25 protein-coding genes and 1 tRNA gene are annotated in these 25,738 nt (G+C 65.5%); 8 read left to right on the top strand and 18 right to left on the bottom strand.

The window, feature by feature from the left end:
• Positions 1-303: 303 nt before the first annotated feature.
• From C8K14_RS12660 to aguB, 4 genes are all read right to left on the bottom strand, one after another.
• Positions 304-813, bottom strand: a complete 510-nt coding sequence (locus C8K14_RS12660) for an AlpA family transcriptional regulator (RefSeq protein ID WP_133726809.1) — start codon at positions 811-813, stop codon at positions 304-306.
• Positions 814-1,667: 854 nt separating this feature from the next.
• Positions 1,668-1,743, bottom strand: a tRNA-Lys gene (locus tag C8K14_RS12655).
• Between the two features lie 32 nt (positions 1,744-1,775).
• Complete coding sequence (folK, locus tag C8K14_RS12650; RefSeq protein ID WP_107716910.1) at positions 1,776-2,288, bottom strand: 2-amino-4-hydroxy-6-hydroxymethyldihydropteridine diphosphokinase; 513 nt, start codon at positions 2,286-2,288, stop codon at positions 1,776-1,778.
• 6 nt (positions 2,289-2,294) lie between these two features.
• A complete protein-coding gene (aguB, locus tag C8K14_RS12645; protein ID WP_107716909.1) occupies positions 2,295-3,149 on the bottom strand; it encodes an N-carbamoylputrescine amidase in 855 nt (284 codons plus the stop codon).
• A 138-nt stretch (positions 3,150-3,287) separates the two neighbouring features.
• On the opposite strand from aguB, the gene msrA reads away from it, so the two are divergent.
• Positions 3,288-3,845 (top strand): peptide-methionine (S)-S-oxide reductase MsrA, encoded by a 558-nt coding sequence (gene msrA / locus C8K14_RS12640; RefSeq protein ID WP_107716908.1) that lies wholly within the window; start codon positions 3,288-3,290, stop codon positions 3,843-3,845.
• Between the two features lie 75 nt (positions 3,846-3,920).
• On the opposite strand, the gene C8K14_RS12635 is transcribed toward msrA, so the two are convergent.
• Positions 3,921-5,162, bottom strand: a complete 1,242-nt coding sequence (locus tag C8K14_RS12635; RefSeq protein WP_171792895.1) for an aspartate kinase — start codon at positions 5,160-5,162, stop codon at positions 3,921-3,923.
• Positions 5,163-5,265: 103 nt separating this feature from the next.
• Here C8K14_RS12635 and ubiG point away from each other — a divergent pair, with 103 nt between their 5' ends.
• Positions 5,266-6,006, top strand: coding sequence for a bifunctional 2-polyprenyl-6-hydroxyphenol methylase/3-demethylubiquinol 3-O-methyltransferase UbiG (ubiG, locus tag C8K14_RS12630; RefSeq protein WP_107716907.1), 741 nt, complete (start codon positions 5,266-5,268; stop codon positions 6,004-6,006).
• A gap of 1 nt (position 6,007) precedes the next feature.
• Here the strand turns inward: ubiG and C8K14_RS12625 are convergent, their stop codons facing one another.
• Positions 6,008-6,361: an arsenate reductase gene (locus C8K14_RS12625; protein ID WP_107716906.1), complete on the bottom strand. Its 354-nt coding sequence runs from the start codon at positions 6,359-6,361 to the stop codon at positions 6,008-6,010.
• The gene (locus C8K14_RS12620) at positions 6,358-6,669 is read right to left on the bottom strand and encodes an antibiotic biosynthesis monooxygenase (protein ID WP_054130825.1); all 312 of its coding nucleotides are present in this window, start codon (positions 6,667-6,669) and stop codon (positions 6,358-6,360) included. The genes C8K14_RS12625 and C8K14_RS12620 overlap by 4 nt, the downstream gene beginning before the upstream one ends.
• Before the next feature lie 77 nt (positions 6,670-6,746).
• Here C8K14_RS12620 and aroC point away from each other — a divergent pair, with 77 nt between their 5' ends.
• Together aroC and C8K14_RS12610 are read left to right on the top strand one after the other, a co-directional pair.
• Positions 6,747-7,826: a chorismate synthase gene (aroC, locus tag C8K14_RS12615; protein WP_107716905.1), complete on the top strand. Its 1,080-nt coding sequence runs from the start codon at positions 6,747-6,749 to the stop codon at positions 7,824-7,826.
• 112 nt (positions 7,827-7,938) lie between these two features.
• Positions 7,939-8,220 (top strand): hypothetical protein, encoded by a 282-nt coding sequence (locus tag C8K14_RS12610; RefSeq protein ID WP_054130826.1) that lies wholly within the window; start codon positions 7,939-7,941, stop codon positions 8,218-8,220.
• Positions 8,221-8,299: 79 nt separating this feature from the next.
• Here C8K14_RS12610 and C8K14_RS12605 read toward each other — a convergent pair whose 3' ends face one another.
• Positions 8,300-11,095 carry a TonB-dependent siderophore receptor gene (locus C8K14_RS12605; RefSeq protein WP_107716904.1) on the bottom strand — a complete coding sequence of 932 codons (2,796 nt, stop codon included), beginning with the start codon at positions 11,093-11,095 and terminating at the stop codon, positions 8,300-8,302.
• Positions 11,096-11,299: 204 nt separating this feature from the next.
• Between C8K14_RS12605 and C8K14_RS12600 the strand changes: the two genes are divergently transcribed.
• Positions 11,300-13,246, top strand: coding sequence for an isoaspartyl peptidase/L-asparaginase (locus C8K14_RS12600; protein WP_107716930.1), 1,947 nt, complete (start codon positions 11,300-11,302; stop codon positions 13,244-13,246).
• A gap of 117 nt (positions 13,247-13,363) precedes the next feature.
• On the opposite strand, the gene metH is transcribed toward C8K14_RS12600, so the two are convergent.
• From metH to C8K14_RS12580, 4 genes are read right to left on the bottom strand one after another with little or no spacing between them, the layout of a single operon-like run.
• Entirely contained in the window at positions 13,364-16,000 is a 2,637-nt protein-coding gene (gene metH, locus C8K14_RS12595) for a methionine synthase (protein ID WP_369974054.1), read from the bottom strand.
• Positions 16,000-17,064, bottom strand: a complete 1,065-nt coding sequence (locus tag C8K14_RS12590) for a homocysteine S-methyltransferase family protein (RefSeq protein ID WP_107716903.1) — start codon at positions 17,062-17,064, stop codon at positions 16,000-16,002. The genes metH and C8K14_RS12590 overlap by 1 nt, the downstream gene beginning before the upstream one ends.
• A complete protein-coding gene (metF, locus tag C8K14_RS12585) occupies positions 17,061-18,002 on the bottom strand; it encodes a methylenetetrahydrofolate reductase [NAD(P)H] (RefSeq protein WP_107716902.1) in 942 nt (313 codons plus the stop codon). The genes C8K14_RS12590 and metF overlap by 4 nt, the downstream gene beginning before the upstream one ends.
• A 5-nt stretch (positions 18,003-18,007) precedes the next feature.
• Positions 18,008-19,030, bottom strand: coding sequence for a metalloregulator ArsR/SmtB family transcription factor (locus C8K14_RS12580; protein ID WP_233251067.1), 1,023 nt, complete (start codon positions 19,028-19,030; stop codon positions 18,008-18,010).
• 203 nt (positions 19,031-19,233) lie between these two features.
• On the opposite strand from C8K14_RS12580, the gene C8K14_RS12575 reads away from it, so the two are divergent.
• Both C8K14_RS12575 and C8K14_RS12570 read left to right on the top strand, forming a co-directional pair.
• Positions 19,234-19,581 (top strand): hypothetical protein, encoded by a 348-nt coding sequence (locus C8K14_RS12575; RefSeq protein WP_054132703.1) that lies wholly within the window; start codon positions 19,234-19,236, stop codon positions 19,579-19,581.
• Between the two features lie 61 nt (positions 19,582-19,642).
• The gene (locus tag C8K14_RS12570) at positions 19,643-19,840 is read left to right on the top strand and encodes a hypothetical protein (protein ID WP_062786878.1); all 198 of its coding nucleotides are present in this window, start codon (positions 19,643-19,645) and stop codon (positions 19,838-19,840) included.
• A gap of 316 nt (positions 19,841-20,156) precedes the next feature.
• Here C8K14_RS12570 and C8K14_RS12565 read toward each other — a convergent pair whose 3' ends face one another.
• Entirely contained in the window at positions 20,157-21,158 is a 1,002-nt protein-coding gene (locus tag C8K14_RS12565) for a cation diffusion facilitator family transporter (protein ID WP_107716900.1), read from the bottom strand.
• 56 nt (positions 21,159-21,214) lie between these two features.
• Positions 21,215-22,477 carry an RsmB/NOP family class I SAM-dependent RNA methyltransferase gene (locus C8K14_RS12560; protein WP_107716899.1) on the bottom strand — a complete coding sequence of 421 codons (1,263 nt, stop codon included), beginning with the start codon at positions 22,475-22,477 and terminating at the stop codon, positions 21,215-21,217.
• Positions 22,478-22,549: 72 nt separating this feature from the next.
• Between C8K14_RS12560 and C8K14_RS12555 the strand changes: the two genes are divergently transcribed.
• Positions 22,550-22,738 carry a DUF1674 domain-containing protein gene (locus tag C8K14_RS12555; protein ID WP_107716898.1) on the top strand — a complete coding sequence of 63 codons (189 nt, stop codon included), beginning with the start codon at positions 22,550-22,552 and terminating at the stop codon, positions 22,736-22,738.
• An 18-nt stretch (positions 22,739-22,756) separates the two neighbouring features.
• On the opposite strand, the gene C8K14_RS12550 is transcribed toward C8K14_RS12555, so the two are convergent.
• The 4 genes from C8K14_RS12550 to ispG are packed head-to-tail and all read right to left on the bottom strand — an operon-like array spanning position 22,757 to position 25,703.
• The gene (locus tag C8K14_RS12550) at positions 22,757-23,437 is read right to left on the bottom strand and encodes a murein L,D-transpeptidase catalytic domain-containing protein (RefSeq protein ID WP_233251066.1); all 681 of its coding nucleotides are present in this window, start codon (positions 23,435-23,437) and stop codon (positions 22,757-22,759) included.
• A 54-nt stretch (positions 23,438-23,491) separates the two neighbouring features.
• Positions 23,492-23,980, bottom strand: a complete 489-nt coding sequence (locus C8K14_RS12545) for a GNAT family N-acetyltransferase (RefSeq protein ID WP_022678147.1) — start codon at positions 23,978-23,980, stop codon at positions 23,492-23,494.
• Complete coding sequence (locus C8K14_RS12540) at positions 23,977-24,567, bottom strand: hypothetical protein (RefSeq protein WP_022678146.1); 591 nt, start codon at positions 24,565-24,567, stop codon at positions 23,977-23,979. Before C8K14_RS12540 ends, C8K14_RS12545 begins: the two co-directional genes overlap by 4 nt.
• Positions 24,564-25,703, bottom strand: a complete 1,140-nt coding sequence (ispG, locus tag C8K14_RS12535) for a flavodoxin-dependent (E)-4-hydroxy-3-methylbut-2-enyl-diphosphate synthase (protein ID WP_022678145.1) — start codon at positions 25,701-25,703, stop codon at positions 24,564-24,566. The genes C8K14_RS12540 and ispG overlap by 4 nt, the downstream gene beginning before the upstream one ends.
• Between the last annotated feature and the right edge of the window lie 35 nt (positions 25,704-25,738).

The following is a 25,738-nucleotide window of genomic DNA, read 5'->3' as shown; positions in this document are numbered from 1 at the left end:
ATATCAGTCCATGCCATTGGTCACACCATCTTCTCGCAAGGACGGCGTGAATCACAACATACTGGTATCGCTCAACAACTTTCGGATCGGGCTCTTAGTCAATTGATTTTTTAAAGTCGCTCTAGGCGATCTCTTTGGGTATCCTGCCATTTGGAAAAATCCTTGATGAGCAGGTGTTGCCTATATGGCTCTAGAGAGCACTCTATGGCACTAGGCTTGGTCATAATAGTGATTAGCCTATTCACCTGTATATATTACATGGCTCGAACGTAAGCGGAGGGGTTTTCCCCTCCGCTATAATTCTCACTTTGCCTTGTTGGCCTGATCTTTGGCCGACCTGCTCGCGAATGAATGTTCCCGCTCGTATGCGGTAACATCGCGCAAGCGATAGCGCACACTCCGCCCGAAATAAGTGACCTTCGGTCCATCGCCAGCATAACGCAGGGTGCGGACATGCTTCACGGACATTCCCCAGCGTGCGGCCAACCATTTCTCGTCGAAGTATCGGACCTTCGGGGTAGACATATCGCCGGAAGCGGTTTGCTCGACAACCGAGGCACGCAGGCGCTTAAGCTCTTTCCGGCAGCGGCTCTTGGATTTCATAACCTCTTCGAGCCAGTCTGCCAGGGCTTGGCGCTCTATACCGATTTCCTTGGACACCGGGGCAGAACAAGCAGGACGCCGCTCAGCATGACTGCTTGGCGATTTTCCCTTGCCGGCAACGCTGGTTGATCCGGGACGACGCTGATGATCAGACGCGGCAAGCTTGTCCGGACCTTTGGTGAACGATTTTTTCCTCATGGTACTCTCCATAACGACGAAAGTGCAAGGCCGAGCGACCTGCACTCACGGGTTTACCGTTTTGGAAAATCCGAAATATCATGGGGTTTTTCGTAAAAATACGCCTGTTACAGGAGGTTTTCGCGCCATATGTGTCCCCAGTGACGAGGACACTTTACATCGAGTCAACTTTCGCTAATGTGTCCCTCCTAAGGAGGACACATGAGGCGCCTAGAGGACCCTTCCGAGCAAAATGTATTCAAACGCAGCAATCCAGCGCCAGTCGTAAAGAGGCTGTTTCTGCGTGAGGCCGCACTAATTCGACGTGGTTGGCTCAGCCGCATATGGGCATATCCAAAGCTTTCCTCGGCAGAACAGCTGACCACCGAGGCCCCAGAGGATTGGATGCTGCGGACGACTTATCGCTTGGTGAGATGGCTAATCAGATGCGGTCATCAAGAAATCCTATCGGACTTGGTCGATGACGAGGTGGGCACCCGGCATGGATCGCGTAACGATGTGAGCGATCAGCCGTTCAAGCTGGCGCTTCTCGCGATGTTTTGGTGGAGCGAATCGCTGTCAAACGAAACTGTCATAGACCGTCGGCGCCGAGCAGAGTTTGGGGATGCGATGGAGTACGCACGCCGACACAGAGTACCCTCAAAGCACCTATGCGGATTCATTAAACAGGCAGGAATAAAGCGAATCGCGCACAAGCTGAAGGTTGGGCATTGCGAGCCCGGCTTCAGACTTGGCGAGCCACACGTCACGGATGAGCATCGCGTATGCCCTGCAGTGCCACAGATTGCTTTTCAGCGTGGTTGCGATGTGGTTGCTAAGCCGTGAAGCGCCGCCATGAAAATGTCGCTTAAGTTGTTGTTTTTAAATGGTGAGCCCTGCTGGATTCGAACCAGCGACCTACTGATTAAAAGTCAGTTGCTCTACCGACTGAGCTAAGGGCCCCCGAGGCGCGGCTTGGCGCTTGGTTGGTGCGCTCACCTAGGGGCGGGGCGGCGGCGGGTCAAGCGGGAAGCCAGGTGTTTTGTCGCCAAACCTGTGAGTGGGTCGCGCCAATCGGGGGCGATGCGCATGGCTGGGCCCATCACGAACGGGCGCTGGCGGAACGCGGGATGCGGGATGACCAGGTTGGCGTGAATATCCGCCAGCGCCCCGCCCGACCACAACACGATATCGAGATCGAGCGTGCGCGCCCGCCACGGAGCGCCGCGGCGCACGCGGCCGAAGCGGTGCTCCAGGCCCTGCAACTGGGCCAACAGCTGCGGCGGATCGAGCCGGGTGGCGATCACCGCGCAGGCATTGGCATAGCGCCGCCGCGATGGACCGAGCGGCGCGCTGGCGATGATCGGCGAAAAGGCCTGCAGCGCCAGGCCCGCATCATCGAGCGCACGCGCCGCCGCGCGCAGCACCTGCGCCGGAGCCCCGTGGCGCGGGTGGCGCACGTTGGAACCCAGGGCGATCAGATACCGGTGCAGCGCGGTGGCGGGCATGCCCGATCAGATATCCTGCGACAGGCGGGTGTAAAGCTGCGGGCGACGATCGCGGAAGAAGCCCATGCCGGCGCGGTGCCGGGCTGCGGCATCAAGGTCGAGCGTGGCGGCCAGCACGCCGGTTTCCCCCGCGCCATATTCCGCGAGGAAATCACCCCATTCATTGGCGATGAAGCTGTGCCCGTAGAACGCCTGGTCGTTTTCTTCCACGCCGATGCGGTTGGCAGCCACCACCGGCATGCAGTTGGATGCGGCATGGCCGAGCATGGCGCGGCGCCACACGCGACTGGTGTCGAGATCGGCGTCATAAGGCTCGCTGCCGATCGCGGTGGGATAGAACAGCACCTGCGCGCCCATCAGCGCCATCGCCCGCGCGCATTCGGGATACCACTGGTCCCAGCAGATGCCCACGCCGATGCACGTGCCGAACACGTCCCACACCTTGAACCCGGTGTTGCCGGGGCGGAAATAGTACTTTTCCTCATAACCCGGGCCATCGGGAATGTGGCTCTTGCGATAGGTGCCCATGATCTCGCCATCGGCGTCGATCATCGCCAGGGTATTGTAGTAGTGCGGCCCTTCCCGCTCGAAAAAGCTGGTAGGGATGGCAATGCCCAGGCCCTTGGCCAGCTGCTGCATCGCCTTGACCGACGGGTCCTGGTCGAGCGGATGGGCCAGGGCAAAGCGCGCCTCGTCCTCGGTCACGCAGAAATAGGGGCCGGCAAACAGCTCGGGCGGCAGAACCACCTGCGCGCCTTGCGCGGCGGCCTGTTCCACCAGGGCGGAAACGGCGGCGATGTTGTCTGCCGCATCGGGCGAGTTGAGCGCAAGCTGGAGCGCGGCCACGGAAAGCTGGGTCATGGCCGTGCATCTATGCCCTTGGGCGTGTCAATTCAACGACAGCGGGCTACCCCGGCGGGCAATTCGCGCGCCAGAGGATGACAGGCGCCCCGCCCGTTCCTATCTGGGCAGCAAATCTTGCAGAAAGGGTTCCCCCGCATGGCGACGTCCTCCGCCACCCCCTCCGCCGCCAACCAGGCCATTCTGGCCGGTGGCTGCTTCTGGTGCACCGAAGCGGTGTTCCGCGACGTGATCGGCGTTTCCAACGTGGAAAGCGGCTATATCGGCGGCACCAGCGAAAATCCCACGTACAAGCAGGTGTGCAGCGGCACGACCGGCCATGCCGAAGCGATTCGCGTGACGTTCGATCCCGCCGTGATCGACTACAGTCAGCTGCTCGACATCTTCTTTGCCACCCACGATCCGACGCAGCTCAACCGCCAGGGCAACGACGTGGGCACGCAATACCGCTCGGCGCTGTTTCCGCTCGATGCCGCGCAGGAAGAGGAAGCCAAGGCCGGGATCGCCCGCGCCCAGGCAGAGCGCGATGCGCCGATCGTCACCAGCATCGAGCCGGTCGCCCCGTGGTATCCGGCCGAGGATTACCACCAGGAGTATTGGGAAGGCGAAGGCCAGCGCAATCCCTATTGCCTGGCGGTGATCCCGCCCAAGCTGATGAAACTGCGCAAGAGCTTTGCTGCGAAGGTGAAGGGGTAATCGCGTAGGGTGGAGGAAGGTTTCCACCACCCCCAACCCCCTCCTCTGAAGAGGAGGGGGCTAGTTTTTAGCGGGTTACTGGGCGTCGAGGCCGTAGGCGGTGTGCAGGATGCGCACGGCCAGTTCCACCTCGTCGGCATCGATCAGCACCGAAACCTTGATTTCGCTGGTCGAGATAGCCTGGATATTGATGCCGCGATCGGCCAGCGACTTGAACATCGTGCTGGCGACGCCGGCGTGGCTGCGCATGCCCACGCCGACCACCGAAACCTTAGCCACCTTGCTGTCGGCGATCAGGCGATACCAGCCGATCTGGTCCTTGCGCTCTTCCAGCAGGGCCTGGGTGCGGGCAAGGTCGGCCTGCGGGCAGGTGAAAGTCACATCCGTCTCGCCCTTGTCCTTGGCGATGTTCTGGATGATCATGTCGACGTTGATGTTGGCTTCGGCCAGCGGGGCAAAGATCGAGGCGACGGCGCCGGGGCGATCCGCGATCCGCGTGAGAGTGACCTTGGCCTCGTTCTTGTCGGCGGCGATGCCGGTGATCAGCTGGCGTTCCATTTCGTACCCTTCCAGTTCCTCGTCCGCGACGATCATCGTGCCGGGGATGGTGTCGGCGGCCGGCGCATCGTCGTCGATGAAGGATGACAACACCTGCACCCGCACGTTCTCCTTCATCGCAAGCGAGACGGAGCGGGTTTGCAGGACCTTGGAACCGACCGAGGCCAGTTCCAGCATTTCTTCGTAGGTCACGGCCTTGAGCTTGCGCGCCTTGGCCACGATGCGCGGGTCGGTGGTATAGACCCCGTCCACGTCGGTATAGATATCGCAGCGGTCGGCGCCGATCGCGGCGGCCACGGCCACGGCCGAGGTATCCGATCCGCCACGGCCCAGCGTGGTGATGCGGTTGCTCTCGGTCAGCCCCTGGAAGCCGGGGATCACGGCGATCTCGCCCGCGCCCATGCTGGCCAGCAGTTCGGCCGAATCGATGCCTTCGATGCGTGCCTTGGAAAAGGCATCATCGGTGCGCACCGGCAATTGCCAGCCCAGCCACGAGCGCGCCTTGCAGCCCAGCGCCTGGAGATGCATGGCCAGAAGGCCCGAGGTCACCTGCTCGCCGCTGGCCACCACCACATCGTATTCCGCCGGATCATAGAGCGCGCTGGCTTCGCGGCAGAAGTTGACGAGGCGATCGGTTTCCCCGGCCATGGCCGAAACCACCACCGCCACTTCATGGCCGGCGGCCTGCTGGCGCTGCACGATCCGCGCGACGCGGCGGATTCGCTCGGTTCCGGCCATCGAGGTGCCGCCGAATTTCATCACGATCCGGGCCAACGCTTGTGCTCCTGTCCACCTGCCAAAAGAAAGAATCTTGCCCGCATGACCCATGGACCATGCGAAAGCGGCGCTTTAGGGAGGTGGCATGAGCAATGCAACATCCTTGAACGCGCAGACCATCCGCCCGGAAGAAGCCGCCCATTTCGGCAAGTTGGCGGCCGACTGGTGGGATCCGAAGGGCCAATCGGCCATGCTCCATCGCCTCAATCCCGTGCGCCTGGCCTTCATCCGCGCCGCGATCGACACGCATTTCGGCGCCGATCCCCGCGCCTTGCGCCCCCTGGCGGGCAAGCGCGCGCTCGATGTGGGCTGTGGCGCGGGCCTCTTGGCAGAGCCGCTGTGCCGCATGGGCGCGGATGTCACCGCAGTGGATGCAGCGGCGGAAAACATCGCGGCCGCGCGCGCCCATGCCGAGGGAGCCGGCCTGGCGATCGACTATCGCCATGGCGAACTGGCGGACCTTGGCCTGGCCGGGTTCGACCTCGTCACCTCGATGGAAGTGATCGAGCATGTGGCCGACAAGCCCGCCTTCGTGGCGGCGCTGGCAGCAACGCTGAGCCAAGGCGGGTTGATGGTGCTGTCCACCCCCAACCGCACCCCCGCCTCGCGCCTGTTGATGATCGAGGCGGCCGAGCGCCTGGGCATGGTACCGCGCGGCACGCACCACTGGGACGATTTCATCACCCCGCTGGAACTGCACGACCTGCTCGACGCGGCCGGCCTCAAGATGGGCAACCCGCAGGGCATCGCCTGGAACCCGGCCAAGGGCCTACACCTGTCAGACGATCTGGCGCTCAACTACATCGTCACGGTCACGCGGGCCTGATTTACGCGGGGCTTAGCGCGGCTTCCCATTCGGCCGGCTTGAAGCCCACGAGCAGGCCGCCGGGATGCTCCACGATCGGCCGCTTGATCAGCGACGGCTGCGCCACCATCAGGGCCACGGCCTTGGCGGTGGTGAGGTCGGCCTTGTCTTCCTCGGGCAGCTTGCGGAACGTGGTGCCGGCCTTGTTGAGCACCTTGTCCAGCCCGGCCTGCGCCACCCAGCGCGCCACCTGGCCTGCATCGGCGCCCTGCTTCTTGTAGTCGTGGAACGTGTAGGCCAGCCCCTGCCCATCAAGCCAGGTACGCGCCTTTTTCACGGTGTCGCAGTTAGGGATGCCATAGACGGTCAGGCTCATGCCTTGGTCCTCTCGAAATGGTGGATACGGCTGGGGGTGCCGGCGAACAGGGTATAGCTTTCGTAGTAATCAGACCGGCCGCGACCTTGCACCTGCGCGTGATCGGCCTGGGTACGCCAGGCACGCGCCGCCGCTTCGCTGTCCCATTCCGACAGGGCGATCACTTCGCCATCGTCGGCGACATAGGATTTGAAGCTGCGGAAGCCGGGCTGGCGACGCGCCAGGTCTTCCATCGCCTGGGCATCGGCGGCGTAAGCGGCGGCATCGATGCCGGCGTGCTTGCGGTTGCGGAAGACGACGAGGTACATGGGTCAAGCGCCTTAGTGCGCCGCGCCGCCATCGACCAGTGGACATTTCCCGCGCCATAAGACAGAGCGCTGGCCCCATGAGCATCAATTCCTTCGGACACCTGTTCCGCTTCACCACCTGGGGGGAAAGCCATGGGCCGGCGCTGGGCGCCGTGGTGGATGGCTGCCCGCCCGGGCTGGCGATCGATGAAGGGATGATCCAACCCTATCTGGACGCGCGCCGGCCGGGCCAGTCGCGCTTTACCACCCAGCGCAACGAGCCCGACCAGGTCAAGATCCTGTCGGGCGTGTTCGAAGGGCGCACCACCGGCACCCCGATCAGCCTGATGATCGAGAACACCGACCAGCGCTCCAAGGACTATTCCGAGGTGGCCAAGGCCTATCGCCCGGGCCATGCCGACTATGCCTATGATGCCAAGTACGGCTTTCGCGACTATCGCGGCGGTGGGCGGTCTTCGGCACGCGAAACCGCCGCGCGCGTGGCTGCGGGCGGCGTGGCGCGGCTGGTGATCCCGGAAGTGACGATCCTGGCCTGGGTCAGCGCGATCGGTGGCGATGCCATCGACATGGCGAATTTCGATGCCGCGCAGATCGGCCAGAATCCGTTCTTCTGCCCCGATGCCCAGGCCGCCGCGCGCTGGGAAGCACTGGTGGACAAGGCGCGCAAGGCCGGCTCTTCGCTGGGCGCGGTGGTGGAATGCGTGGCCACCGGCGTGCCCGCCGGCTGGGGCGCGCCGCTCTATGCCAAGCTGGACGCCGAGCTGGCCCATGCGATGATGGGCATCAACGCGGTCAAGGGCGTGGAAATCGGCGATGGCTTTGCTGCGGCCGCCAATACCGGCGAAGGCAATGCCGATCCGATGCGCCCGTGCAGCGATGGCGGCAACCATGGCCCTGAGTTCCTGGCCAACCATGCCGGCGGCATTGCCGGGGGCATTTCCACCGGCCAGCCGGTGACAGTGCGCGTGGCGTTCAAGCCAACGTCCTCGATCCTCACCCCCATGCCCACGATCACCCGCGACGGCGAGGCGACTGACCTGTTCACCAAGGGCCGGCATGACCCCTGCGTGGGCATTCGCGGCGTGCCGGTGGTGGAAGCGATGATGGCGCTGGTTCTGGCCGACCAGAAGCTGCTGCATCGCGGCCAGTGCGGCTGAACAAGGCCGGACAGAGTCTGTACGCAGCTGGTACAAGCCATTCAGACTGGGAACATCCTGAAAGGCGCAGACGTTTTTTCCTACGTTGAGGACCTAACGCAGGAAGAACACGATGCTAGCCAAACTGACCAAGATCGCTGGCGTGGCCCTGGCCGCCGCGCTGCTTACCCCCGCTGCCGCGCAGGCGCATCCGCAAGGTTGGGAGCACAGCCACCGCGGAGATCACCGCGGCTGGGACAATCGGGGCTGGAACAACCGCGGCTGGGACCATCGCGGTGATCGCCGCGGCTGGGAAAGCCGTCGCTGGGAACACCGCCGGTGGGAGCGCCATGGCTATGCCCGCGATTGCCGCATCGTGTGGCGCCACCACGAACGCGTGCGCATCTGCCGCTAAGCGCGGATCGCAAACCTGACCACATTCAGGCGGGCGGCGTGTACCAACACGCCGCCCGCTGTTGCATGCGGCTCGCCGGTTAAAGCCCCTTCCCGCCCAGCTTCCAGGTCAGCTGTAGATAGAAGCTGCGTCCCACGCCATCGAACCACGAGATGTCGTAATAGGGATAGCTGCCATAAGTGCGATCGACATTGGGGCTGGTATCGAACAGGTTGGTCACCGTGCCCGAAACCTGGACATGGTCGGTGATTTTGTACTGGGCCGAAAGGTTGAAGGTGGTCGTCGGCTTGATGAACGCCGTTTCGTCATAATTGGGCAGGCGGCCGAGCATCTGGCCCTGCAGCGTGGTCGTGAACTTGCCGTTGACCAGGGTGAGGCTGGCCGTGCCCTTGTCACGCGGGATGTCATAGCCGCTGTCATAGGCCAGCTTGTTGATCACCGCGTCGCCGGCATACTGGCGGAACGTGTGATTGAACACATAGGTGTATCCCAGCGCAAAGGTGAGGAAGCCCAGCCCCTGGATTTCCGAGGCGCGCCAGTGGAACGCCACGTCGATGCCGTCGGTCTGTTCGCGCGCCACGTTGATCGGGTTGACGTAAACCCCCTGAAGCTGCCCTGCGAAGGCGCCGGAAGCATAGCGCTGCACCCGCGCGATGGCATCGAGGCAGGTGGGTGAACTGGCATTGACCGCCGCGCCCGAGACGGTTTCGCCCAGCACGCAATCGGATTCGCGGCGTAGCAGTTCATCCTTGCTGAGATCGAGCACCTGGTTTTCCAGCGTGACCTTGAAGTAATCGACCGAAACATCGACCGCGCGATCGGGCTGCCAGAACACCCCGGCGTTGATCGACTTGCTGGTTTCGGGCTTGAGCGCGCGGTTGCCGCTGCGGTGGCTGGTGATGCCAACCTCGTAATCGTCGCACTGGCTATAGGTGGCGCCGGCATTCTCGCGCCGGCAGGTCAGGTAATCGGTGCCATCCGGGTGGGTGTCACCATTGCCCGAAAACACATAGTGGAGATCGGGCGCGCGAAAGCCGGTGCCCATCGCGCCGCGCAGCAGCAGGCGGCTGGTCGGGCGCAGTTCTGCGCCCAGGTTCCAGGTGGCCTTGCCAAAGCTGTTGTCGACCACGTGGAAATGGTCATAGCGCGCCGCGCCGGAGAGCTGCAGGAACGAGAGTACCGGCACGCGCAGTTCGCCGCCCAGCGCCCAGTGGCGGCGGCTGCCCTTGCCGTCGCTGTCGGTCAGGCCAACGTAATAGTGCTCCAGCGCCTTGGGATCGGGGCGCAGGTCATAGCCCTGCCCGCCATATTCGCCCACCAGCGCCACGCCCACGGCCCCTGCCGGCAGGCGCAGGACTTCGCCGTTGGTCAGGCTGAAAGCGAGGTTATCGGTATAGGAACGCGGGTGATAGATCGCGTTTTCGGTGATCGAATTGTACTGCGCTGTGGTGAGCGGGGTATAGAACCGCGCCGGATCGGCCGAAAACACCGCATAGCCGCTATCGGGGTCAACGCCCTGCTGCTGGCCCAGGAAAAAGGCATTGGCCTTGGAGATCACCACCTGCGGGAACGATACCTTGCTGCGGTATTCCGAGTGGTTGAACGAGAGCTCATAAGCCCAAGCCTGGTTCTTGCCGAATTTGCCACGCAGGCCCGGCGTGACCGTGAAGCTGACCGAGCGATTGCGCGTCATGCCGTTGCGCAGGCCGCCCATTTCCTCGGGCGTGAACTGGCGATACCAGTTGTCCAGCTTGGTGGGATTGAGGCTGGTGGGCATCTGCGTGTTGTAGAACGTGCCCTCCTGGTTGCCGTCGGCGGTTTCGTAATACCAGGTCAGCACATCAGGCAGCAGCGCCACCTTGCTGTAGCTGGCCTGGAAATCGGTGAACAGTTCCATGCCATTGGGTAGGTCGAGCCCGATCGCGCCAAAGGCGTTCACCGATTTGCGCTCTGAAATCATCGTGCCATAGGCGACCGAGCTGTTCGAGCCGCAGTAATAGCCCGGCCCGCCATCTGCGCCATAGCGCGGGCGGCTGGCGCGGAACGTGCTGCCGCCGTTGAGGCCCGACAGGCTGGCGCAGGTCGCCGCGCCGGGATCGAGATAGTCGGTATATTCATCGGTGCGCAGGAACGTGCGGCGCGCCAGCCCGCCAACCGGATCGTCCAGCACCGAATCCTGCCGTGCGCGCTGATATTGCCACAGCGGCTTTTGATAGAGGCCTTCCACCCCGATCACGCCATGAAACGCGCCGGCATTCCAGCCGGTGGTCAAGGTCAGCCGGTGCGAGGCGCCGCCGCCGTGCTGCGTATCGCCATAACGATAGTCGATCCGCGTGCCATCGACGCTTTTCTTGAGCTGGAAATTGACCACGCCCGAAATCGCGTCCGAGCCATAGATCGCCGAGGCGCTGCCGCTCAACACTTCCACCCGCTCGATCAGGCCGACGGGAATGTTGGAAATGTCGGTGAAATTGCTCTGCCCGTTGAACGGCAGGGGAAAATCGGCAATCCGCCGCCCGTTGACCAGCACCAGGGTGTGGTTGGGACCAAGCCCGCGCAAGTCCACCTGCTGCGCGCCGGGCGTGAAGGCCGCGCCATTGCCCGATTGCTGGCTTTGCGTTTCGCCGCCATTTTGCGTGAGCGCGCGCAGCAGATCGGGTACCGACTGATAGCCATTGCGCAGGATGTCCTGCGCGGTCACGGCGGTGACCGGCGCGGGCCCTTCCATTTCCACGCGCGGAATGCGGCTGCCCAGCACGACGATCGCGCTTTCGGGAGCCGGGGTATCGTCCGCCTGGGACGCGACCGGCAATTGCGTGATAGACGCTGGCGCTTCCTGCGCATGGCCCGCGCCTGCCACGGCCAAGGCACTCATGGCACCACCCGCAATCAACCAAACCCTGGAAATGCGCATTATTGACAGCCCCCTGTGATCGCGCTTCGATAGGGGCTTATGGTTACAAGCAAATCCTATTTGCAACCATAATTCGCCAAACAATACAGTATCAATCGCAACTGTTACACGCTAACCACAGCAAAAGATGGCATATCAAGGGGCACGGGAATGCAGTTCTGGCGCATGGGATTGATCACAGTGGCAGGCGCACTGGCGCTGGCCAGCGGCGCGGCAGGCGCCTCGGAAGCAGGCTATACCCGCTATGTCATCGGTGATCTTGCCGCCCCTACCCCGGCCAAGGTAGCACCGGGCCTGCTGCTGGCCGGCGGTGGCGAATGGGACAGCGATGCTTTCCGCTGGTTCGTGGCGCAGGCCGGGCATGGCCATATCGTGGTGCTGCGGGCATCGGGCGCGGGCGATGCCGGCGATGAGTTCATGCACAGCATCGGCGGCGTCACTTCGGTCGAAACCTTCGTGTTCGATGATCGCAAGGCGGCAAGCGACCCGGTGGTGCTGGCCGCCGTGGCCAAGGCCGATGGCGTCTATATCGCCGGGGGTGATCAGGCCCGCTATGTGCGTTTCTGGCAGGGCACGCCGCTGGCTACCGCGCTCAACCGGCTGGCTGCCAGCGGGCACCCGATCGGCGGCACCAGTGCTGGCCTGGCGATCCTGGGCGCGCATGTCTATGGCGCGATGGACGGCGGCAGCGCCACGTCAGGCCCGGCCTTGCGCGATCCCCTGGGCGAGGGCGTGACCATGGTGGAGGATTTCCTGCACCTGCCGCGCATGGACCATGTCGTCACCGATACCCATTTCACCCGGCGTGATCGTCTCGGCCGCCTGATCGCCTTCGTGGCCAAGACCCGCGCGACCACGGCCGACAAGGCAGCGGTGGGCCTGGGCGTGGATGAAGGCGCCTCGCTGATCGTCGATGGCGCGGGCAAGGCACGGCTCAAGGGGCCGGCCGGCACCTATGCCTGGCTGGTGCAGCCGGTCGGCGCGCCGGGGGCCCGGCCGGGCCAGCCGCTCGATTGGCCGGCGATCAAGGTGACCGGGATTGGCCCTGACAGCGTGCTGGACCTCGGCACCCTGGTGGTTACCGCGCCGGCCTTTGCCGGCACTGCCAGCGTCAAGCAGGGCAAGCTCGCCGGCGTGCCCTATCCGGCCGATGCCGGCTGGTCGCTGGCCATTCACGGTGGCGCCGGCGCCGCGCCGCGCGGGGAAACCACGCCGGCCGAAGATGCCTCGTATCGCGCCGGGCTCAAGGCCGCGCTGGCCGCCGGATCGGCCGTGCTCAAGGCCGGCGGATCGAGCCTGGACGCCGTGGAAGCGGCCGTGCGCGTGATGGAAGATGATCCGCAGTTCAACGCCGGGCGCGGGGCGGTGTTCGATGCCGAGGGCAAGAACCAGCTGGACGCCGCGATCATGGACGGCAGCACTGGCGAAGCGGGCGCGGTGGCGGCGCTGACCACCACCAAGAACCCGATCCGCGCCGCGCGCGCCGTGATGGAGCATTCCCGCCACGTGCTGCTGGCCGGCGCGGGCGCAGACCAGTTTGCCCGCGAACAGGGCATCGAGCAGGTCGATCCCAAGTACTTCTTCACGCAAAAGCGTTGGAACGACTATCTGGAGTGGAAGAAGGAGCACGTCAGCGCGCTGTCGCCCCGTGTGCTCGATGCCACGCCGCGGCCCGAACATCGCTATGGCACCGTCGGCGCAGTGGCGCGTGATGTGCATGGCCACCTTGCCGCGGCTACGTCCACCGGTGGCCTGACCGGCAAGCGCTGGGGCCGGATCGGCGATTCCCCGCTGATCGGCGCGGGCACTTATGCGATCGATGGCAATTGCGCGGTGTCTGCCACCGGCACGGGTGAATACTTCATCCGCCAATCCGCCGGCCGCCAGGTGTGCGACCGTATCGCCTGGCGCGACGAAAAGGTGGGCGAAGCGGCGCAGGACACGATCGACGAAATCGCCGAAATCGGCGGTGATGGCGGGCTGATCGCCATGGACCGCGATGGCCACGTGGGCTTTGCCCTCAACACCGCCGGCATGTTCCGCGGCTCGATCAGCAGCAAGCAGGCGCCCGAAGTGGCGATCTACGCGGACGAAAAGCCCGTCCATCCCTGATCTTTTGCGCCCCCTCTTCTTCAGAGGAGGGGGTCGGGGGGTGGTGGAAACCTGGCGCAAGGCCCGGCACCACCCCCAACCCCCTCCTCTGAAGAGGAGGGGGCTTTTTGCCCAAACTTAGTCCAGGTTAGGGCGCAGCCAGCGTTCGGCCACGGCCAGATCCACCCCACGCCGCGCGGCATAATCGGCCAGCTGATCGCGGCCGATCGTGGCCACGCCAAAATACTGGCTGTCGGGGTGGGCGAAATAGAAGCCCGAGACCGCCGCCGTGGGCAGCATGGCCTGGCTTTCCGTAAGAACGATGCCGGCATTGCCCGGCGCATCAAGCAGGTCGAACAGGATCGGCTTGAGGCTGTGATCCGGGCACGCCGGATAGCCGGGCGCGGGGCGGATGCCGCGATATTCCTCGCGGATCAGCGCCTCGTTGGTCAGCTGCTCGCCCGGTGCATAGCCCCACAGCGTGGTGCGAACGTGACTGTGCAGGCGTTCGGCAAAGGCTTCGGCAAAGCGATCGGCCAGCGCCTTGAGCAGGATGTCGGAATAGTCATCGTGCCCGGCCTGGAAGCGCGCCAGGTGCGGCTCGATCCCATGGATGCCCACGGCAAAGCCGCCCAGCCAGTCGCCCGCCGGATCGATGAAATCCGCCAGGCAATAGTTGGCGCGGCCCCGGCTCTTGGCGAACTGCTGGCGCAGGAACGGCAGGCGCACCATCTGTTCGTCGTCATCGGGATGCAGCACGACATCGTCACCATGGCGCGCCGCCGGCCAGAAACCGCAGACGCCCTTGGCCGTCAGCCACTTTTCGGCAACGATCTTGTCGAGCATGGCGCGGGCGTCGGCATAGAGGCTGCGCGCGCTTTCACCCACCACGGCATCGTCGAGAATCGCGGGATAGGTGCCGGCCAGTTCCCAGGCGCGGAAGAACGGCGTCCAGTCAAAGCATTCGACCAGATCGGCCAGATCCCATTCGGCAAAGACGTGCAGCCCGGGCTGCGCCGGCGGCGCCGGCTTGTGCGCGAATTCGGCGACAAAGCCGTTGGCGCGCGCGTCTTCGAGGCTGAGCAGCTTCGATCCGCCCTTGCCCGCGCGGGCATCGCGCACGTGCTGGTATTCGTCGGCCGTGGCGGCGATAAAGCCTTCGGCCTGGGTATCGGACAAGAGCTGGCTGGCCACGCCCACGGCGCGGCTGGCGTCGAGCACGTGGACCACCGGGCCGTCATAGGCCGGATCGATGCGCAGCGCGGTGTGCACCTTGCTGGTGGTGGCGCCGCCGATCAGCAGCGGAATGGTCATGCCGGCGCGCTGCATTTCCTCGGCCACGGTTACCATCTCGTCGAGCGAGGGGGTGATCAGGCCGGACAGGCCGATGATATCGGCATCCTGCTCGCGCGCGGTGTCGAGGATCTTGGACCACGGCACCATGACGCCAAGGTCGATCACTTCATAGCCATTGCACTGGAGCACCACGCCGACGATGTTCTTGCCGATATCGTGCACGTCGCCCTTGACCGTGGCCATGACGATGCGGCCCTTGGGGCGCGCGCCGGCCTGCTTTTCCGCCTCGATATAGGGGATCAGGTGGGCCACAGCCTTCTTCATCACGCGGGCCGATTTCACCACCTGCGGCAGGAACATCTTGCCCGAGCCGAACAGGTCGCCCACCGTGTTCATGCCCTCCATCAGCGGGCCTTCGATCACCTCGATCGGGCGCCCGCCGCGCGCGGCAATCGCGGCGCGGGCTTCTTCGGTGTCTTCGACGATGTACTGGTCCATGCCCTTGACCAGGGCATGTTCCAGGCGGCGCACCACGTCCCAGCCGCGCCATTCCTCGGCGGCCTTTTCTGCCGCCTTGTCCTTGCCCTTGAAGCTTTCGGCCAGCGCGATGAGGCGCTCGGTCGCATCAGGGTGGCGCATCAGCAGCACGTCTTCGCAGGCATCGCGCAAGACCGGGTCGATCTGGTCATAGATGTCGAGCTGCCCGGCATTGACGATGGCCATGTCCATGCCGGCGGGAATGGCGTGGTAGAGGAACACCGAGTGCATGGCGCGGCGCACCGTCTCGTTGCCACGGAAACTGAACGAGAGATTGGACAGGCCGCCCGAGATATGCACGTGGGGGCAGCGTTCCTTGATCTCGCGCGTGGCCTCGATGAAATCGAGCGCGTAGCGGTCGTGCTCCTCGATCCCGGTGGCCACGGCAAAGACGTTGGGATCGAAGATCACGTCTTCGGGCGGAAAACCGATACCCATCAAGAGATCATAGGCGCGGCAGCAGATTTCCACCTTGCGCTCGCGCGTGTCGGCCTGGCCCTTTTCGTCAAACGCCATGACGACCACGGCGGCGCCATAATCCATGCACAGGCGGGCATGGTGCAGGAATGCGTCTTCGCCTTCCTTCATCGAGATCGAATTGACGATCGGCTTGCCCGAAACGCATTTCAGGCCGGCCTCGATCACGTCCCACTTGGAGCTGTCGATCATCACCGGCACCCGCGCGATGTCCGGCTCCGCCGCGATCAGCTTGATGTAGGTGGTCATCGCCTCGACCGCGTCGAGCAGGCCCTCGTCCATGTTGACGTCGATGATCTGGGCGCCGTTTTCCACCTGCTGGCGGGCGACTTCCACCGCCTTGGCATAGTCGCCCGCCAGGATCAGCTTCTTGAACGCGGCCGAGCCGGTGACATTGGTACGCTCGCCCACATTGACGAAACGCGAGCCGGAATTGGTCATCCCAGTTGTGTTCTGTTCGGTCATCACTTGATCATCACAAAAGGTTCAAGGCCGGCAAGGCGGGTGAGCGGTTCGGGCTGGGCTAGGCTGCGCGGCGCCAGGCCGCTGACCTTGCGCGCCATGGCGGCGATATGCGCCGGGGTGGAGCCGCAGCAGCCACCCAGCACGTTGACCTGGCCCGCCACGGCCCATTCGCCAACGAGGCCTGCGGTCGTGTCGGGCTCTTCGTCATACTGGCCCAGTTCGTTGGGCAAGCCGGCGTTGGGATAGATCATGATCAGCGTGTCGGCGGTTTCGGCCAGCGCTTTCACATGCGGGCGCAACTGCGTCGCGCCGAACGAGCAGTTGAGCCCCACGGTCACCGGGCGGGCATGGCGCACGGCATACCAGAATGCCTCCACCGTGTGGCCCGACAGGTTGCGACCCGAAAGGTCGGTCAGCGTCATCGACAGCATGATCGGCACTTCGCGGCCCAGTTGCCGCTCCAGTTGCTTGACCGCCATGATCGCGGCCTTGCAGTTGAGCGTGTCGAACACGGTTTCGACCAGGATGAAATCGGCACCGCCTTCGACCAGCGCCTCGGCCTGCTCGCGATAGACTTCGACCAGGAAATCCCAGTCGATCTCGCGATAACCGGGATCGTTGACATCGGGCGAGAGCGACAGCGTCTTGTTGGTCGGGCCGATAGCGCCGGCCACGAAGCGCGGGCGGCCATCGCGCGCGGCAAATTCATCGGCAACGCGGCGGGCCAGGGCCGCCGATTGCAGGTTGATCTCGCGCACGAGGTGTTCAGCGCCATAATCGGCCTGGCTGATGCGGTTGGCCGAAAAGGTGTTGGTTTCGGCAATATCCGCCCCCGCTTCGAAATAGGCGCGGTGGATCGCCTCGGGCACGTCTGGCCGCGTCAGCGCCAGGATATCGTTGTTGCCCTTCTGGTCGTGGGTGAGGCGCAGATTGCCGGCATAATCCGCCTCGGTCAGCTTGCGGTTCTGGATCTCGGTGCCAAAGGCGCCATCGGTGATCAGGATACGCTGGCGCGCCTGATCGAGCAGCGCGGCGCGCGCCTGGCTGGGGGCAAGATCGGTCATGCGGCATTCTCCAGGCCGGCGGCGCCGTGCGGGCGGCGGCCCAACAGATGGCAGATGGCATAGCTCAGCTCGGCACGGTTGAGCGTGTAGAAGTGGAAATCGCGCACGCCACCGGCGTAGAGGCGGCGGCAGAACTCGGCCGAAACCGTGGCCGCCACCAGCTGGCGCGAGGCAGGGTGGGTGTCGAGCCCGGCAAACAGGCTTTCCAGCCACGCCGGCAGTGCCGCGCCGCAGGCAGCGGCAAACTTGCGCGTCTGGGCAAAGTTGGACACTGGCAGGATGCCCGGCAGCACCGGCGCATCGATTCCGGCCGCAGCCAGCTTGTCCTGGAAACGGAAAAAGGTTTCCGGCTCGAAGAAGAACTGGCTGATCGCGCGGCTCGCACCGGCATCAAGCTTCCGCTTGAGATTGTCGATGTCTGCTTCCTGGCTGGGCGAATCCGGGTGGCTTTCGGGATAGGCCGCGACCGAAATATCAAACGGGGCAATCGCCTTGAGCCCGGCCACCAGTTCGGCGGCATTGGCATAGCCATCGGGGTGCGGGGTGAACGGCACACCGGGCGCGCCCATGTCACCACGCAGGGCGACGATGTGGCGCACGCCCGCTTCCCAGTATCCTTCGGCCACGGCGCGGATTTCGGCCTTGCTGGCGTCGACGCAGGTCAGATGCGCGGCGGCCGGCAGCCGCGCCTCGCGGATGATGCGCGCAACCGTGTCATGCGTGCGGTCGCGGGTGGAGCCGCCCGCGCCATACGTCACCGAGACGAATTCGGGCTGCAGCGGCGCCAAGGTCTGCACCACGTCCCACAGCTGCGCCATCAGCGCATCGGTCTTGGGCGGAAAGAATTCGAAGCTCACCCGGATATCGCCGGGCAGGCCGGCAAACAGCGGGGTATCGAGCGCGGTGCGCGCCTCGCGCAGCTGGTCGTAGCGGGTCATGGGTCTCAGCTCTTGGTAAAGGCGGAAGAGGGGGGCGCCGCAGCGGCAGCGGGATCGCGGCGCCGGGCGGTCCACAGCTTGACGATCAGTTCGTGCCCGGCCAGCGCCTGTTCGGCGAGCGGGGTAAACCCGGCATCGCCCAGCAGCTTGGCCATCTGCGCATCGGAAAAGCCCAGGCGGGCATGGGCATGGGCCAGGCGCAATTCCTCGCGATCGTGCGCGGCAAAATCGACCACGGCAATGCGCCCGCCCGGGGCAGTAACGCGCGCGGCCTCGGCCAGCACGGCCTCGGGTGCCAGGGCATAGTGCAGCACCTGGTGGAACAGCACCGTGTCGAACCCGCCATCGGCAAACGGCAGCGACAGGAAATCCCCCTGCACCAGATCGACCTGTCCGGCCGGCAGGCCCTGCAGCCGCGTGCGCGCCAGGCGCAGCATTTCCGGGCTCTTGTCGAGCGCAGTGACGTGGCTGGCACGCGGCGCGAGCAATTGCGCCATGCGACCGGTGCCGGTGCCCACGTCGAGCAGGTGGCCGAGCGGCTGGCCCGCGCCGGCCGCATCGAGCAAGCCGATCAGCGCGGCCTCCACCGGGCCATCGGCGATGTGCAGGCTGCGCAACTGGTCCCAATCGGCAGCATGGCGGGCAAAGTATTCGGCCGCGCTCGCCTCGCGCGTGGCGCGGATCGCGTCGAGATGCTGGCGATCCTCGCGCACTTCGCGGGCGAAATCAGCGTCCTCCGCCTCGGCCGCGGCAAGCACGCGGGCCAGCGCCGTGCCAAGCGCGGAGGGCGCCCCGCGCCGCGCGGTTTCTTCGGCAATCGCCGCGCGCAGGAACACCCAGCCACCCTCGCGCCGCCGCTCGGCCAGGCCCGCATCGCACAGGATCTTCACATGGCGCGAGACGCGGGGCTGGCTTTGGCCCAGTACCTGCGCAAGCTCACCCACGGCCAGCTCCATGCTGGCCAGAAGGCGCATGATGCGCAGGCGCGTGGGATCGGCCAGGGCGCGCAAGGATTCGAGCAGGTTCATGAGCGGTGGCATATAAAGCAACCTTTATATCGGTCAATCCATATAAAGAGTTCTTTATATCCGTAAGCAACCCTTACGAACGGCGCTGATCCACCAAGGATGCCCAGCCAAGTTTGCCATTGGCTTGACACTGGCGCGCCGGTAATACCCATAGGGCAAGTTTCGGCCATGCGCCGACAGGAACGAACAAGGAAGCCCCCACGATGAAGAAGCTCTTCCCGACGGCCATTGCTGGCGCTGCCCTGGTTGCCGCCGCGCTGTCGCTCTCCGCCTGCGGCCGTTCGGACGATGCCTCGACGGAAGCCTCGCCCGACAACGTGGAAATGCCGGCCGACGAACTGCCCGCAACCGATGTCTCGGCTGCCGCCCCGGCCCCGGTCGATGCCCCCGCCGCCGATCCCAGCGCCGCCGCGCAAACCGCCGAAGACGCCGCCCGCAGCGCCGCCGACAATGCCGCCGCCGCAGCCGACGCTGCCAAGGCTGCTGCTGCTGCAGCCGAAGCGGGCGACGCCAGCGCGAACGGTGGCGCCAACAGCAACCCCAAGATGTAACAGGCCCATGGCGCGAAGCGGTGCCTCGCACCCTTCGCGCCAGCCTGCCCCTCATCTGACCATGCGCGCATTTCTGGCCCTTGCCCTCATGCTGCCGCTGGCGGCCTGCCAGCAGGACAGCGACCCCGGCCCCGGCGGCGTCACCCGCGGCGAAGCCCGCGCGCTCGATGAAGCCGCCACCATGCTCGACAGCCGCCCGGCCCCGCCGCCGCTGGTCGATGCCACTGTGCCGGCAGACGCGGCATCAGCGGCGCCTTAGGAGGATATTTCGCGCAGAGGCGCTGAGGCGCAGAGAGAATGGAATCTCTGCGCCTCAGCGCCTCTGCGCGAACAATAATGCGTCTGAAATTGCCTGCTCGCGTACGTTCTCGCATTTTGCACGAGCAGAACAGCGGGACCCCGGATCAAGTCCGGGGTGACGATGAGTTTTTGCTTCATCTGTATTTTGTCGTCCCCCCGGACTTGATCCGGGGTCCCGCTTGATAACTTGCACCTTGGCTGCCGTCATCGCGCCAGACGCAGCGCACCACCAATCTCGCCCCGCCTCAAAGCGGATGACCCGCCCAGCCAAACCCTTAAACCTCCAGCGAGCAACCGCCGCAGTCGTCGGTTTCGACCTGGATCGTGGTGTGGCCGATGCCGAAATCATGCTCCAGATCGTGTGCCACATGGGCCAGGAATGCGTCGCCTGGGTGGCCCTGCGGCATGATCAGGTGCGCGGTCAGCGCGGTTTCGGTGGTGCTCATCGGCCAGATGTGCAGATCGTGCACCCGCGCCACGCCCGGCATGGCGGCCAGCGCGGCACTGACCTTGTTCGGATCGATCCCCGGGGGCACGGCCTGAAGACCCAGCTTGAGCGAGTCGCGCGCCAGACCCCAGGTGCCCACGGCAATCACCACCACGATGACCAGGCTGGTCAGCGGGTCGATCCAGGTCCAGCCGGTCATCGCCATGGCGAGGCCGGCCAGCACGACACCTGCTGAAACCGCCGCGTCGGCGGCCATGTGCAGATAGGCGCCGCGCAAGTTGATATCGTGCTTGCTGCCGCGCATGAACAGCAGCGCGGTGAAGGTATTGATGACGATGCCGATCGCCGCGACGATCATCACCGGGCCGGGCGACACCGCCTCTGGCTCCATCAGACGGCGCACGCTTTCCACCAGGATCGCGCCCAGCGCCACCAGCAGCAGCGCGGCATTGCCGAGCGCGGCCAGGATCGAGCTGGACTTGAAGCCATAGGTGAAGCGGCCCTGTGGCGGCCGCGCCGACAGCACGCTGGCGCCCCAGGCCATGAACAGGCTGAGCACGTCGGACAGGTTGTGCCCGGCATCGGCAACCAGCGCCATCGACCCGCTGATGATGCCATAACCACCCTCGACCACCACGAACGCGGTGTTGAGCGCAATCCCCAGGGCAAAGGCGCGGCCGAAGCTGGCCGGCGCATGGCTGTGCCCCGGGCCGTGGTGGTGGCCGTGGTCGTGCCCGTGGTCATGAGCATGGGCGTGGTGGTGGCCGTGGTCGTGCCCGTGGTCATGAGCATGGGCGTGGTGGTGATCGTGGTGGTGGCCGGCAGACATGGCGCCGGCTTAGCCACAAAAATCGCGCCGGCAAAATGAATTGCCGGCCATTTGCGTCACCCCTGGCGCCACCGCGCGGCAAAGAACCCGTCGATGCCGCCCTCTTGCGCCAGCATGCCAGGGTCGCTGCGCAGCCATCCCTGCGGCGTGGGCGCAATGCCCGCCGGCAATTCGCCCTCCTGGATCGGCGCCGGATCGAGACCGGCAAAGGCGGCAGCCTGCGCCTCGCCCTCGGCCGGTTCGAGCGAGCAGGTGGCATAGACCAGCGTGCCGCCCGGCCGCAGCCAGGCAGCGCTGCGGGCCAGCATCTGCGCCTGCAACTGGGTCAACTCGTCCATCGCGGCCAGGCGATGCAGCACATCGGGATGGCGGCGGCAGGTGCCCGTGGCGCTGCACGGCGCATCGAGCAGCACGGCATCGAACGGTTCATCGGGCTGCCATTTCAGCGCATCGGCCTGCACCACCGTGGCCGTCAGGCTGGTGCGCGCCAGGTTGGCCGACAGCCGCTCCAGCCGGCGCGCCGACTTGTCGAGCGCGGTGACGGTCCAGCCCGCGGCGGCCAGTTGCATGGTCTTGCCACCAGGCGCGGCACAGAGATCGAGCACGCGCCGCCCCTCACCCGTGCCGAGCAGGCGCGCCGGCAGGCTCGCCGCCAGGTCCTGCACCCACCACGCGCCCTCGGCAAAACCGGGCAGGCTCTCCACCGCCTGGCCGCGCGGCAGGCGAACATGGCCGGGCAACAGCGACAGCCCGCCCAGCTCCTCCACCCAACGCGCGGTTTCGCCTGCGTCGCGCAGGCTGAGATCGAGCGGCGGCGGCGTGGCGATGCCGGCGGCGATCGCGGCGGTACGGCCGGGCCAGGCCTGATCCCAGCGCGCGGCCACGGCCGGCGGCAGGGTGGGCGCATCAGGCAGCGCCGCCCCACGCTTGAGCAGCGCGGAAAACACGCCATGGGCCAGGCGGCGCGGACCGCCCATCAGCAGCGGCAGGCCCGTGGCGATCACCGCATGCGGCGGCAGCCCCAGGCGCAGCGCCTGCGCCAGCATCAACTGCAGCACGGCGCGCGCCTTGGCATCGTCGGGCAGCACGGTCTGCGTTGCGCTGTCGATCAGGGCATCGAGATCGGGCAGCCAGCGCAGCGCCTCTTGCACGATGGCCATGGCCAGCGCGCGGTCATCGCCACGCTCGATCGCGCGCAGCACAGGGGGCGCGGCCTGGTCGAGCGGGTCGCCACGGCGCAACACGGCATCAAGCAGGCGCAGCGCGGCGCGGCGTGCGGGCACGCCGGGGGTCTCATCGGTCTGTCGGTTAGGGGCCATCCCCGCGCCTATCGCGCCTTATGCCCCATTTGGCAATTGCGCGCGAAGACGCAAAGGCGCATGGCCAGTTGCATGGACAAGCCGCTTCCCGCCAACCAGCAGCGCGCGACGCAGCGCCCCGCGCCCTTTGCCAAGCCCGCCCACTGGACCGATGCCCCGGCCCCGCCCCCGCGCGTGGCCGAACCGGTGCAGGACCCTGACGGCCTTGACCCAACCCGCTATGGCGATTGGGAAAAGAACGGGATCGCGATCGATTTCTGAAACGATTGTCCGGCCGCCTCAGGCCAGGCCGAGACGATCAGCATAGATTAGCCGGCCGGCGGCCAGACGCCACAGCGCCTGGGTGAAATCCGCCTCGGGCATGGCAAAGCAGCCATCGCTGCGCCCGAGCTTGCCCCATTTGGCCAGCATGTCCGGGTTGGCATACCACGCCGGGTGCACCACGATCGCGCGGTCCTGCGCCATGTTGTTATCGGGATCGACCCCGGTCAGCCGGATCGAGCTGCCATATTTGCCGCGATACCATTCGTTGGTCACGAATGCCCCGCGCGAGGTAGCTAGGCTGTTGATCTGGTTTGAAAAGAACTTGAGAAAGCCATCGTGCTCGGGATCAGAGCCACGGCCATGGGCGACCAGGATCGAATCGACCCGACCAGCCTGCAGATCGGCAAAGTGGAAGCGCGGCAGCGAAGAGGGCAGCGAGAAATCGGCAATGCCGACCACATCGGTGTGCCACAAGAGATTGGCCACGCGATCGCGCTGCTGGGCCGCCACATCGAGCACGCGGCGATGCTGCTGCGGCATCGACCAGGCCTGGGCAAACACGCGCGGTGCGCTGGCAGCGCCGGCAAGCGCACCACCGGCGGCCACCATGCCGCGCAGCAGGCCGCGCCGTGACGTGCCTTCGGCATGCACGCTGCCGGCTGCGGCGCCGGTCTTGTCTGCCTGATGCTGCTTCATATTCCGATCATGCCATGGTTTTCATGGGTAAAAGCTGAACAAGGTTACCACGGATCAACCTTGGCTCACAGTCCCCAGTTGCTGCAACGCAGCACTATCTACCCGCATGATCCGCCATTCGTCCATCATGCGTGCGCCCAGTGACCGGTAGAACGCGATCGACGGCGCATTCCAATCGAGCACCGACCATTCCAGCCGCGCACAGCCGCGCGCGATGGCCAGGCCGGCAAGCGCCTGGAGCAGGGCCTTGCCCAAGCCGGCACCGCGCGCCTCGGGCCGCACGTAAAGATCTTCCAGATAAATTCCCGGCTTGCCTTCGAACGTGGAAAAGTTGTGAAAGAACAAGGCAAAGCCCTGCCCCACGCCGTCCTGCTCGGCCACCAGCACTTCGGCCATCGGGCGCGGGCCGAACAGATGCTCGCCCAGCGTGGCTTCGTCAAAGCGCACCGCGTGCGACAGCTTTTCATAGGCAGCCAGATCGCGGATCAGCTGCGCCACCAGTGGCAGATCAGCGCGCGTGGCCGGGCGCACCGCGATCGTCATGGCGCCGGCACCAGGGCATCGACGCCGATCCAGATCGTCATCGCCTGCCCGCCCATCGGCGGCGTGGCCGTTATCACCGCATAAGCATGGCCGCCGTCGCGCCGCGTTTCCTCGCCCGTCACGGTAAAGCCCAGCAGGGCCAGCGCGGTGTCCTTTTCCGCCGCGCTCACCACGTTCCAAGCGCGCTCGCGCGTTGCGCCGTCCTGGCCGCCGGTGATGCCGCGCAGCAGGATGAGGATCTGCGCATGGCGCAGCCGCGCTTCATCCGCGCGGCCCAGGCGCGGCAGAGCCTGTTCTTCCAGATAGAGCGCATTGAGATTGAGCGGATCGATCGCGCGTTGCGCCTGCGCCATGGCCAGGCTGCGCGCGGGATCACGCTCGATCGTGGCCCAGGCCGATTGCGCCTGGTCCCATTCGGGCACGGTGCCCCCCAGACGGGCACGGTTCTGCCAGCGCAGCGCGCGTGCATCCAGACTGGCATCGCCCTGCTCGAACCGCGCCAGGCCGGCCTGAAACGCGTCCTGCGCCAAGGCCGGCGCGGCCGCGATGATCAGCGGCGCGGCCAGCAGCACCATGGCCGGCTTCACTCTGCCGGCTCGCCCACTTTGGCCGCAGCCGCATCGGCCGCCGCTTCCATCTCGGCCGCCTTGGCCTCGACCAGGGCGACGATATGATCGAGCATCTCTTCGGACTGCACGGTGTGATCGGTCACGCCCGAGAGATAGACCATGTGCTTGCCATTGCCGCCGCCGGTCAGGCCGATATCGGTTTCGCGCGCTTCGCCCGGACCATTGACCACGCAGCCCAGCACCGAGAGCGAGATCGGCGTCTTGATGTGCTGCAGCCGGGCTTCCAGCGCCTCGACCGTGCGGATCACGTCAAAGCCCTGGCGCGCGCAGCTGGGGCACGACACCACGCGCACGCCGCGTGTGCGCAGGCCCAGGCTCTTGAGGATTTCAAAGCCGACGCGCACTTCCTCTTCCGGCTCGGCCGACAGCGAAACGCGCAAGGTATCGCCGATCCCGGCCCACAGCAGGTTGCCGATGCCGATCGCCGATTTGACCGTGCCGCCGATCAAGCCGCCGGCCTCGGTGATCCCCAGGTGCAGCGGGCAATCGACCGCTTCAGCCAGGCCCATATAGGCCGATACCGCCAGGAACACGTCAGAGGCCTTCACCGCCACCTTGTATTCGTGGAAGTCGTGGTCTTGCAGCAGCTTGATGTGATCAAGCGCGGATTCGACCAGCGCTTCCGGGCACGGCTCGCCATACTTTTCCAGCAGGTGCCGTTCCAGGCTGCCACCATTGACGCCGATGCGGATCGCACAGCCATTGGCCTTGGCCGCGCGCACCACTTCGGCCACGCGATCGGCCGAGCCGATGTTGCCGGGGTTGATGCGCAGGCAGGCAGCGCCCGCGTCAGCCGCTTCGAGCGCGCGCTTGTAGTGGAAATGGATGTCGGCGATGATCGGAATGCGCGATGCCTTCACGATCTTGCCCAGCGCCGCCGTGCTCGCCACGTCGGGGCAGGACACGCGGATCAGGTCCGCCCCGGCATCCTCGCAGCGGCGGATCTGGTCTATCGTCGCCACGGCATCTTCCGTGGGCGTGTTGGTCATGGTCTGGACGGTGATAGGGGCATCGCCCCCGACCGGCACGCTGCCCACCATGATCTGGCGGCTCTTGCGGCGCACGATGGTGCGCCAGGGACGGATCTCGCTCATGCTGCCGGCTTATACCGTGTGCCCCGCGCCATGGC

The organism is Novosphingobium sp. GV079, from assembly GCF_003058045.1.
GTDB lineage: Bacteria > Pseudomonadota > Alphaproteobacteria > Sphingomonadales > Sphingomonadaceae > Novosphingobium > Novosphingobium capsulatum.
Note: the sequence above shows the minus strand (reverse complement) of the source record. Positions and strands in the feature narration are given on the sequence as shown.